The sequence below is a fragment of the Aminobacter sp. P4_D5 genome (assembly GCF_056401815.1).
The window spans coordinates 1-11078 of record NZ_JBFUIP010000177.1; the positions used below are offsets into that span (position 1 = coordinate 1).

The window sequence follows — 11078 nt, forward strand, 5'->3', positions numbered from 1 at the left end:
GCATCAAGCGCTTCCTGAGGATAGCCGAAGGGCGCCGCGTGACATCGCGGCGCCCTTCGTGTATCGGAACTCCCGATCTTTCAACAGCCGTGAGGAATTCATGACCGCCAAGCCGCTCTACCGGCGTGTTCTGCTCAAGGCGTCGGGTGAAGCCCTGATGGGCGAGCAGCATTTTGGCATCGACGTGTCGGTGGTCGACCGCATCGCATCTGATATCGCTGAGGCGAGGGCGCTTGGCGTCGAGGTGGGCGTTGTCATCGGCGGCGGCAACATCTTCCGCGGCGTGGCTGTTGCCTCCAAGGGCGGCGACCGGGTCACCGGCGACCACATGGGCATGCTCGCCACCGTCATCAATTCGCTGGCACTGCGCACCTCGCTGGTCAAGCTTGGCGTCGATGCCGTGGTGCTTTCGGCGATCGCGATGCCTGAGCTTTGCGAAAGCTTCTCGCAGCGCCAGGCCACCGCCTACATGGACGCCGGCAAGGTGGTGATCTTCGCTGGCGGCACCGGCAACCCGTTCTTCACCACCGATTCGGCCGCGGCACTTCGTGCTGCCGAAATTGGCGCCGATGCGCTGTTCAAGGGCACGCAGGTCGACGGTGTCTACTCGGCCGATCCGAAGAAGGATCCCGATGCGACCCGCTTTGAGCGCATTACGCATGCGGAAGTCATTGCAAAAGGCCTGTCGATCATGGACACGGCAGCAATTGCTCTTGCGCGCGAAAACAACATTCCGATAATCGTCTATTCGATCCATGAAAAAGGCGGTTTCGGCGAAATATTGAGAGGTGGCGGTCGCTGCACGGTTGTTGCGGACGCCTGACAATTGGAACGACGGTCCCGGGGTTTCGGGACCAAGGAGGCTTTGATGAGCTCGAACTACAACGATCTTCAGCGGCGCATGGAAGGCGCCATCACCGCGTTCAAGAGCGATCTCGCCTCGCTCCGTACGGGCCGCGCCTCAAGCAACCTTCTCGACCCGATCCAGGTCCAGGCCTATGGTTCGGCCATGCCGCTCAACCAGGTCGCGACCGTGTCGGTGCCCGAGCCGCGCATGATCTCGGTTTCGGTCTGGGACAAGTCGATGGTCGGCGCTGTCGATCGCGCCATTCGCGAATCCAATCTCGGCTTTAATCCGATTGTCGACGGCACCAATCTGCGCATTCCGCTGCCGGAGCTGAACGAACAGCGCCGCAAGGAGCTGGTCAAGATCGCGCACACCTATGCCGAAAATGCCAAGGTGGCGGCGCGCCACGTGCGCCGCGACGGCATGGACGTGCTCAAGAAGGAAGAAAAGGACGGCGACATCAGCCAGGACGACCATCGCGTCCAGTCTGAGAAGGTGCAGAAGCTGACCGACGACACGATCAGCCAGATCGACAGCCTGCTTGCGGGCAAAGAAGCCGAGATCATGCAAGTCTAAGGCGGCCTGAGACTGGCCCGAAAGCGAACGGATGACTACGCCCGCGCATGTCGCGATCATCATGGACGGCAACGGTCGCTGGGCAAAGGCCCGCGGCCTGCCGCGCGTTGCAGGACATCGTGCCGGCGTCGAAGCGCTGCGCCGCACCGTTCGCGCGGCAGCCGACCTCGGTATCTCCTGGTTGACGGTCTATGCGTTTTCTTCGGAAAACTGGTCGCGGCCGAAATCCGAGGTCACCGACCTCATGGGGCTGCTTAAGATCTTCATTCGCCGCGACCTGGCAGAACTCCACAATAGCGGCGTGCGTGTCCGCATCATCGGTGATCGCGCGACCTTGCAGCCCGACATCCGTTCCCTGCTGGAGGAAGCCGAAACGCTGACCGCCGGCAACGGTTCGCTGACCTTGGTCATCGCTTTCAACTATGGCGGACGCGACGAGATCGCGCGCGCGGCGCGCAAGCTCGCCGAGGCGGTCAAGCGTGGTGAGATTTCGGGTGAGGACATCACGCCGGAAAGGTTTGCCGAAGAGCTCGACACATCGGGCATCCCTGATCCCGATCTGGTCATCCGCACCAGTGGCGAAGTTCGGCTATCCAATTTTCTGCCATGGCAAGCGGCCTACAGCGAACTTGTTTTCCAGCCCTGCTACTGGCCGGATTTCACCCGCGAGCATCTGAGCGAGGCCGTGCGCGAGTATACCGGCCGCGAACGCCGCTTTGGCGGGCTTGCCGCGCGCGACGTCGCTTTGTGACCACTGACATGAGCAATCTCCAGCTGCGTACAATCTCGGCGATCGTGCTCGCGGCAGCGGTACTGCTGCTGACGTGGCTGGGCGGCATGCCTTTCCGGCTGCTCTCGGCGGCCATAGCCCTTGCCATATTCTACGAGTGGTCGCGCATGTCGCGACCGACGAGCGACGCAGGCTGGCCCGTGGGCGGCCTTGCCATGCTGCCTGAAGTGGCGATCCTGCTGTTTGCCGGTGCACTGGTTGCGGGGGTGCCCGCACTGGCGCTGATCGGCCTGGCTGGTGCCTCCACGGTGATTCTGTGGGGCGTGGGCCGGCTGCGCGGCGAAATGGCCTGGGAAGCAGCCGGATTCGGCTATGCCGCGCTCTCCGGGCTGTCTCTGGCGTTGCTGCGCGGCAATGACGCAGCCGGCCTCATTGCCATCCTGTTTTTGTTTGCGGTTGTCTGGGCGACCGACATCTTCGCCTATTTCGTCGGCCGCAAGATCGGCGGGCCCAAGCTTGCGCCTGCCATCTCGCCTGGCAAGACTCGCAGCGGCGCGCTTGGTGGTGCCGTAGGCGGCGTTGTGGCGGGGCTTTTGCTTGCCAGCGTTGCCGGCGTCGGCAACCTGTTCGCCTTGGCAATCGTCGCTTTGCTGCTCTCGGTGATCTCGCAGGCGGGTGATCTGTTCGAATCCTGGGTCAAGCGCCGGCACGGCTACAAGGATTCGGGCTCGCTGATCCCTGGCCATGGCGGCGTGATGGACAGGGTCGACGGGCTTGTCGCGGCGGCATTTGCCCTATACGTCATCGGTTGGATGTCAGGCTCGGCCGATCATCCGGCGCAGGGACTGTTTCCAGCCTGAGCGACCGAAGCGCGGGGCGTAAGCCTCGGGCAAGGCACGACGCCTCATTTGGGGCTCGATGGTATCTGGTTGAGGGCTTGATTTGAACGAGTATCTACCTGCCTTCCTGAGCACAGACGGACTGTTGATCGGCACCATCGTGCCGTTCCTGTTCGTGCTCACCGTCGTCGTATTCGTGCATGAGATGGGTCATTACCTCGTCGGCCGCTGGTGCGGGATCGGCGTTAAGGCCTTTTCGATCGGCTTTGGACCGGAGTTGCTGGGTTTCAACGACCGCCGCGGCACGCGCTGGAAGCTTTGCGCAATTCCCCTTGGCGGCTACGTCAAATTCGTTGGCGACATGAACGTCACCTCGACGCCAGGCAGCGAGGATGCAAATCTCACGCCCGAGGAACGCAATGTCGCGTTTCACACCCAGCCGGTCTGGAAGCGTGCCGCAACGGTCGTTGCTGGCCCTGTGTTCAACTTCCTTTTGACGATTGCCGTCTTCACCGTGCTATTTTCGGCCTATGGCCGCTATGTCATGGAGCCGACGGTCGCCGAAGTGCGTGCGGCAAGCCCGGCGGCAAACGCCGGCATCCAGCCGGGCGACCGATTCGTCAGTGTCGATGGCAGCCCGGTCGAAACCTTCTCCGACGTGCAGCGCCTGGTGTCAGGGCGTGGCGGCGATCCGATTACCTTCGTGATGATGCGCGACGGCAAGGACATCACCGTGACGGCGACGCCCGAGATGGTGGAGCAGAAGGATGCGCTCGGTAACTCGGTCAAGGTCGCCGTCATCGGCGTGGTCAACAACGAGGAGTTGGGGCAGCCGCGGCTGATCAACTACAGCCCAGGCGGCGCCTTTGTTCAGGCTGTTTCGGAGACTGGCCACATCATAGAGCGCACCGGCCAGTTCCTGACGCGATTCGTCGTCGGACGCGAGGACAAGTGCCAGCTCGGCGGACCAGTCAAGATCGCCGACATGGCCGGCAAGGCGGCTCAGCTGGGCTTTGTATGGCTGGTTCAACTGGTTGCGCTTTTGTCGGTCGGCATCGGTTTTCTTAACCTTTTGCCGATTCCTCCGCTGGACGGCGGCCACCTCGCATTCTATGCCGTGGAGGCGGTGATCCGCCGCCCCGTTTCCGAACGGGCGATGGAAGCGGTATACCGCGTGGGGATGATTCTGGTTCTTGCTTTTATGGGCTTCGTTTTCTGGAACGACCTGTTTGGATGCTGAATTCATGAAGAAATTTTAGACGGCCAGGGGTCCCGTTATGGGAGCGTTTACCATCTGGGGTGATATGCGTGACGCGAAAGTCACGCTCGCAAGGTAAGTAAATACAAATTAACTAGAAGCCTTGCGTGTAGGGAAAATCCGGTTAATACGGTACGAGAAATTTACCGCGACGTCCGGTTTTCTCGCCGTGGGGACTTCGAGAAAAAGGTTACAGAGGCCAATGAAGGCAGCACTTAAGTTTGCGAGCGCCGCGTCCGCGGTAGCTCTTTCCGCCGCGTTGGCCGTTCCGGCAGCAGTGACGGTTCAGTTTGTTGCCGTGTCGGCCGCAGAGGCGGCTGTGGTCAACCGGGTCGAAGTGCGCGGCAATCAGCGCGTCGATGCGGATACCGTCCGCAACTACATCACCATCAAGCCAGGCAAGTCGTTCTCCAACACCGACATCGATGATGCGGTGAAGGCGCTGTTCGGCAGCGGCCTGTTCTCCGACGTCCGGATCAATCAGGTCGGTTCGACCCTGGTGGTTCAGGTGTCCGAGTACCAGGTCGTCAACCAGGTGCTGTTCCAGGGCAACAAGAAGCTCAAGGACGCGCAGCTCACCGGTGCAGTCCAGCTCAAGCCGCGCGGCGCGTTCTCGCAAGCCGCACTCGATGCTGACGCAGCGACGATCAAGGAAGCCTACAAACGCGTCGGTCGCGACGACGTCACCGTCGGCACCAAGGTCATGGATCTCGGCGAGAACCGCGTAAACGTGGTGTTCGAGATCAATGAAGGCGGCCGCACCAAGATCGCTGCGGTCAATTTCGTCGGCAACAGTGCTTTTGGCGATCGTCGCCTCTCGGACGTCATTTCGACCAAGCGCTCGTCGTTCCTGTCCTTCATGCTGCGCGATGATATCTATGACGAAGATCGTCTGCGCGCTGACGAAGAGGCGCTGCGCCGCTTCTACTTCAATCGCGGCTATGCCGATTTCCAGGTCGTTTCGGCCTTTGGCGAGCTCGATGAAGCAACCAACCAATACACCATCACGATCACTGTCGACGAAGGTCAGCGTTATACGTTTGGTGACGTGTCGGTCGAGAGCACGATCCCGGAGATCGATGGCGCCCAGCTGCAGTCGCTGGTCGAAACCCGCAAGGGCGACGTCTACAATGCCAAGAACGTCGAAGACTCGATCATCGGCATCACCGAGAATGTCGCCGGCAAGGGCTATGCCTTCGCCAAGGTGACGCCGCGCGGTGACCGCAACTTCGAGACGCGCACCATCAACGTCGTCTATACGGTTGACCAAGGCGCCAAGGCTTATGTCGAGCGCATCGAAATCCGCGGCAACGAACGCACCCGCGACTTCGTGATCCGTCGCGAATTCGACGTCAGCGAGGGCGATGCCTTCAACCAGGTGCTGATCCAGCGCGCGAAAAAGCGCCTCGAAGCGCTTAACTTCTTTGAGAAGGTCGAGATTTCGACCGCTCCCGGTTCGCAGCCCGATCAGGTTGTGCTGGTTGTCGACCTGGTCGAGAAGTCGACCGGCGAATTCTCGATCGGCGCTGGTTATTCGACCGGTGGCGAAAACGAGGGCCCGTCGATCGAGGGCTCGATCACCGAGCGCAACTTCCTCGGTCGTGGACAGTTCATCAAGTTCTCGGCCGGTGGCGGCAAGAACTCGCGTGACTACAGCTTCTCGTTCACCGAGCCGTACTTCCTCGGACGTCGTATTGCTGCTGGCTTCGACATCTATCGCCAGACGCGAAACTACGACGAGTACGACAGCGACATCACCGGCGGAACGGTTCGCTTCGGCCTGCCGATCACCGACAACATCTCGGGGCAGTTGGCTTATAACCTGTCGCAGGAGGAGTATAACCTCTCCAATGAGTGCGATACCGACGGCAACGGGATTCCAGATGCTGGCTGCAGTATCTCGCCGGCGATCGTTGATGGCGTGCAGGATAGCCCGTGGATCAAGTCGTCTGTCAGCGGAACGCTAGTGTACAACACCGTTGACGACATGAAGAGCCCGCACAATGGCATCTATGCGAACTTCACCACGGAAGTTGCAGGTCTGGGTGGCGATGCCCAGTTCGTCAAAGTCAGCGGTCGCGGCACCTATTACCAGACGTTGTCGGAAGAATTGGACATCGTAGGCCTGGTTTCGGGCGGCGCCGGCCATGTCCAAGGCTTCGGTGACGATGGTCTGCGCGTGTTCGACCAATTCAACAACAGCAACCGCATGATCCGCGGTTTCGAGTATAATGGTATTGGTCCGTTCGATCTGAATGGTGGCGACCACCTCGGTGGCACGACATACTTTAATGCTACCGCTGAAGCGCAGTTCCCGATCCCTGTTGTGCCGGAGAGCTTCGGACTGCGTGGCGCAGTCTTTGCAGACGCTGCCACACTTTATGGCAGCGGGATTGATACCCCTGGTGTTAACTTGGTATCGACCGACATGCAGTGGCGTGCGTCCGTTGGCATTGGTCTGCTCTGGGCCTCGCCGTTTGGTCCGCTTCGCATCGACTATGCGATGCCGATTGCCAAGCAGGACACCGACAATACGCAGGAATTCAACTTCGGCATTTCGACCCGCTTCTAATCGCGCGGAACGATCCTTCCGGGCCATCGTGGCCCGGAAGACGGTTACCCGGCTTGGCTGGAACAGTATTTTATGACGGATCCGGTATTTTTTGTGCCGTCACGCCGCTTCACGGTGGGCGAGGTGGCCGGCCTCACCGGTGCGACACTCGTCGACCCCAAGCACTCCCATATCGCCATTTCGACCATCGCTGCAGCAAGCAGTGGTGGCGATGGCGCCCTGGTGTTTGTCGACGGCAAGCGCAACGCAAAGCCCTTGGCGACACTTTCAGCCGCTGCCGTGTTCTGCACGCCTGACGTTGCAGGCATGGTTCCTGACGGTATCGCCGTTCTGGTTACACCGCGTCCACAACAGGCCTTCGCCCGCATCGGGCGGCTGCTTTATCCCGAGGCTGAACGCCCGGTTGGCGTGACGGGTATCTCAGGCATTTCACCATTCGCTCACATCGATCCGACCGCTCATATCGAAGCCGGCGCGATCATCGAGGCCGGTGCGGTCATCGGTGCCAATGCCGCTATCGGCAGCGGCACGGTGATAGCCGCCAATGCGGTCATCGGGCGTTCCTCGCAGGTCGGACGCGATTGTTACATCGGCCCGCACTGCTCGATCCAATATGCGCTGATCGGCAATGGCGTCATCATCCATGCGGGTGCTCGCATCGGTCAGGATGGTTTTGGCTTCGCCGGTGGTGCGCGTGGACCCGAACGCGTTCCTCAGATTGGCCGTGTCATTATCCAGGATAATGTCGAGATCGGCGCCAACTCCACTGTCGATCGCGGCGCGCTGGCCGACACGATCATTGGCGAGAACACCAAGATCGACAATCTGGTCCAGATCGCCCACAACGTGCGCATTGGCCGCAATTGCGTTATCGCGGGCCTTTCAGGTATTTCGGGCTCGGTCGTTGTCGGCGACAACGTGATGATGGGCGGTGGCGTCGGCCTCGCTGACCATCTGACCATCGGCGCAGGCTCCCAGTTGGCTGCGCGTAGCGGTTTCATGCATGACGTGCCTGCGGGCGAGGTTTGGGCCGGTTATCCGGCCAAGCCGATGAAAGAGGCAATGCGCGAATTCGCGCTGCTGAAGAAGTTGGCCAAGGGAAAACCAAAGGAGGGTGGGAGCAATGACTGACCAGGCAACCAAGACGCTCGAAGCCGTCGATATCCAAGGCCTTTTCAAGATCCTTCCGCATCGCTATCCGTTTCTGCTGATCGATAGGATCGTCGAGATCGATGGCGACGACTCGGCGGTTGGCATCAAGAACGTCACCGTCAACGAGCCGCATTTCCAGGGGCATTTCCCGAGCCATCCGGTCATGCCAGGTGTGCTGATCATCGAGGCGATGGCCCAGACCGCCGGCGCCATCTGCCTGCGCCTGGTGATCGACGAAACCCCCTCGCTGGTCTACCTGATGACCGTTGACGGCGCCAAATTCCGTAAACCGGTCGTTCCTGGCGACCAGTTGCGAATTCACGTCAAAAAGATCAAGAAGCGCGGCAACATCCTGAAATTTGCCTGTCATGCGCGTGTCGATGGCGTCGTCGTAGCCGAAGCCGAGGTCGCGGCGATGATGGTACCCAAGGAATAAGCAAGAACGTCTATGAGCGAAACTTTCATTCATCCCGCCGCCGTCGTTGAAACCGGTGCAAAGCTGGGCGCGGGCGTCCACATCGGACCATTTTGCCATGTCAGCGCCGAAGCCGTCATTGGCGATCGCGTTGAGCTGATCAGCCACGTCTCGGTCATGGCCGCCACGACCTTGGGCGAAGGCTGCAAGGTGTTCCCGATGGCGACCCTTGGCGCAGCACCGCAAAACAACAAGCACAAGGGCGGCCGCACGACGCTGGTGGTTGGCAAGAACTGCACGATCCGCGAAGGCGTAACCATGCATGTCGGCACCGACACCAGTCGTGGCGAGACCACTGTGGGTGATAACGGGCTGTTCTTGGCCTACGCGCACATCGCTCATGACTGCGTGCTCGGCAGCAACGTCACCATGGCCAATCTGGCGACCCTGGGTGGCCATGTCGAGATCGGCAACAATGTGACGCTCGGCGGGCTCTCTGCCGTCCACCAGATGACACGTATCGGTCATCATGCATTTGTCGGCGGCGCAGCGATCGTCGATGGCGACATCATCCCTTACGGCATGGTGATGGGCAACCGCGCCAAACTGCGTGGCCTCAACGTCATCGGCATGAAGCGTTCCGGAGTGCCGCGCGCGGAGATCTTTGCGCTGCGCAAGGCCTACAAGATGATTTTCGATCCCGCCCGCTCCGTGGCCGAGAACATCCCGGCCGTCGAACGCGAGTTCGCCGGATCGGCCATCGTTCGCGACGTTCTCGATTTCATCCAGGCACGCGGCAAACGCCACTTCACGGTTCCGCCGCTCCGCAACGCCGTCTCCGACGACGCCGCCGATGACGAAAGCTGAGGGCGGAAAGAAGATAAACCTTTCCGCGACCGACAAGGTTGCTGTCGTCGCGGGCAGCGGCCGGCTTCCGGTCAATGTCGCCRACAGCCTTGCTCAGGGCGGCCACTCGCCCTTTGTCGTTCGTCTCCAAGGCGAGACCGATCCGGGAACCAGATTGGCTGGCTATGCGGGCGAGACACTTGCGATCGAGCAGTTCCCCTCGCTGCTGCCGCTTCTGAAGCAAAAGGGCATTACGCATGTCGTGCTCGCCGGCGGGGTCAGCCGGCGCCCAAGGTTGCGTTCTATCCGTCCAAGCCTGATGCTGTTTCGCCTGCTGCCACGTGCGCTGACGGCTTTGGCACGCGGAGACGACGGATTGCTGCGCATTCTGGTCAACACGTTCGAGGACTATGGCATCAAGGTCGTCGGCGCCCATCAGATCGTGCCGGAGCTTTTGGCGGTCGAAGGACCAATGGGCGCTCATGCGCCCCAGAAGGGCGATTGGGCCGACCTGAATGCCGGGCTCGAAGCTGCGCGTGTCATCGGTGCACTCGATGTCGGGCAGGCTGCTGTTGCGATCGGCGGTCGCGCGATTGCCCTTGAAGGCATCGAAGGCACCGACCTGTTGCTCGAACGCGTGCGCGAACTGCGCAACAATGGGCGGATCGCAGGGCGCAAACGCGGCGTTCTGGTCAAATGCGCCAAGCCGAAACAGGAACTGCGCGCCGATCTGCCGACAATCGGTCCCTCGACGGTCGACGCTGCGCATGCCGCAGGACTAGCTGGCATCGGCGTCGAAGCCGGGCGCTCGCTTGTGCTTGATTTTGGTGAGCTGATCGACCGTGCGGACACACTCGGCCTGTTTGTCGTCGGCCTGGCTGGCAAGGGAAGCAACACATGAGCTTGCCGCCACTCAAGATTGCCATTGTCGCCGGCGAAGAGTCCGGCGATCTGTTGGGCGCAGATCTGGTGCAGGCGCTGCAGCGCATGAGCGGGCGCGAAGTCAAGCTGGTCGGCACCGGCGGCCGCCATCTGCAGGAACTTGGCCTTTCGCCTTTGTTCGACGCCGGCGAGATCGCGCTGATGGGCCTGACTGCGGTCATTCGCGATCTGCCGCGCCTGATCAGGCGGATTGGTGAGACAGCGCGCTTCGTCGCCAAGGAGAAGCCGGATTGCCTGATCACCATCGACAGCCCTGATTTTTCATTGCGGGTGGCCAAGAAGGTTCGCGCTCTCGACCCAAAAATTCCGATCGTCCACTACATCTGCCCGAGCGTCTGGGCCTGGCGGCCTGGGCGGGCCAAGGCGATGAAGCCGCATGTCGACGAGATCTTGTGCATCTTGCCATTCGAGCCGGCTGAGCTTGCGCGCCTCGGCGGTCCGCATGGCACCTTCGTCGGTCATCGCCTGGCAACAGACCCCGGCATCGCCATTGCCGCGGCGATGCAGGACGGCAAGGGCGCGCTTGCGCCCGATCGTGAAAAGACGCTGCTGCTTTTGCCCGGTTCGCGACGCGGCGAAGTACGCAGCCTGATCGGGCCGTTCGGGGAGACCGTGTCGATCCTGCGCGCCCGCGGCCACCAGATGCGCCTGCTTTTGCCGACCGTCCCGCATGTCGCCGGCCTGGTCGAAGAAGCTGTCGCCGGCTGGCCGCAAAAACCCGAGATCCTCCTTGATCCGCAGCACAAGTGGCGGGCGTTCGGCGAAGCCGACGCGGCCTTGATCGCATCGGGAACCGTGTCGCTGGAACTCGCGCTTGCCCGTGTGCCGATGCTGTCGTCCTACAAGCTCGACACGTTCATGCGCGTGGTTCAAAGCCTGATCACAGTGTGGAGTGCCGCAC

The 11078-nt window shown here is 61.3% G+C and carries 11 protein-coding genes; all 11 read left to right on the top strand.

The annotated features are described in order from the left end of the window. Window positions 1–100: 100 nt before the first annotated feature. Window positions 101–823 (top strand): UMP kinase, encoded by a 723-nt coding sequence (gene pyrH, locus AC1DWF_RS26240; RefSeq protein WP_476787577.1) that lies wholly within the window; start codon window positions 101–103, stop codon window positions 821–823. Between the two features lie 45 nt (window positions 824–868). Then, window positions 869–1423, top strand: coding sequence for a ribosome recycling factor (frr, locus tag AC1DWF_RS26245; RefSeq protein ID WP_476783170.1), 555 nt, complete (start codon window positions 869–871; stop codon window positions 1421–1423). Window positions 1424–1454: 31 nt separating this feature from the next. Continuing rightward, complete coding sequence (locus AC1DWF_RS26250) at window positions 1455–2174, top strand: isoprenyl transferase (protein WP_476783171.1); 720 nt, start codon at window positions 1455–1457, stop codon at window positions 2172–2174. 8 nt (window positions 2175–2182) lie between these two features. Continuing rightward, complete coding sequence (locus tag AC1DWF_RS26255; protein ID WP_476783172.1) at window positions 2183–3013, top strand: phosphatidate cytidylyltransferase; 831 nt, start codon at window positions 2183–2185, stop codon at window positions 3011–3013. A gap of 82 nt (window positions 3014–3095) precedes the next feature. Next, complete coding sequence (rseP, locus tag AC1DWF_RS26260; protein ID WP_476804275.1) at window positions 3096–4232, top strand: RIP metalloprotease RseP; 1137 nt, start codon at window positions 3096–3098, stop codon at window positions 4230–4232. A 220-nt stretch (window positions 4233–4452) separates the two neighbouring features. Continuing rightward, window positions 4453–6822, top strand: a complete 2370-nt coding sequence (gene bamA / locus AC1DWF_RS26265) for an outer membrane protein assembly factor BamA (RefSeq protein WP_476804274.1) — start codon at window positions 4453–4455, stop codon at window positions 6820–6822. Between the two features lie 72 nt (window positions 6823–6894). Then, on the top strand, window positions 6895–7953 hold the full coding sequence (lpxD, locus tag AC1DWF_RS26270) for a UDP-3-O-(3-hydroxymyristoyl)glucosamine N-acyltransferase (protein WP_476804273.1): 1059 nt from the start codon (window positions 6895–6897) through the stop codon (window positions 7951–7953). Beyond that, window positions 7946–8410 carry a 3-hydroxyacyl-ACP dehydratase FabZ gene (gene fabZ, locus AC1DWF_RS26275; protein WP_476787573.1) on the top strand — a complete coding sequence of 155 codons (465 nt, stop codon included), beginning with the start codon at window positions 7946–7948 and terminating at the stop codon, window positions 8408–8410. Before lpxD ends, fabZ begins: the two co-directional genes overlap by 8 nt. Before the next feature lie 12 nt (window positions 8411–8422). After that, window positions 8423–9256 (top strand): acyl-ACP--UDP-N-acetylglucosamine O-acyltransferase, encoded by an 834-nt coding sequence (lpxA, locus tag AC1DWF_RS26280; protein WP_476785615.1) that lies wholly within the window; start codon window positions 8423–8425, stop codon window positions 9254–9256. After that, on the top strand, window positions 9243–10136 hold the full coding sequence (locus tag AC1DWF_RS26285; protein WP_476842223.1) for an LpxI family protein: 894 nt from the start codon (window positions 9243–9245) through the stop codon (window positions 10134–10136). Before lpxA ends, AC1DWF_RS26285 begins: the two co-directional genes overlap by 14 nt. Next, window positions 10133–11078 (top strand): lipid-A-disaccharide synthase (locus AC1DWF_RS26290; protein WP_476842224.1); only part of this gene is annotated, 946 nt, incomplete at its 3' end. The genes AC1DWF_RS26285 and AC1DWF_RS26290, both read left to right, overlap by 4 nt.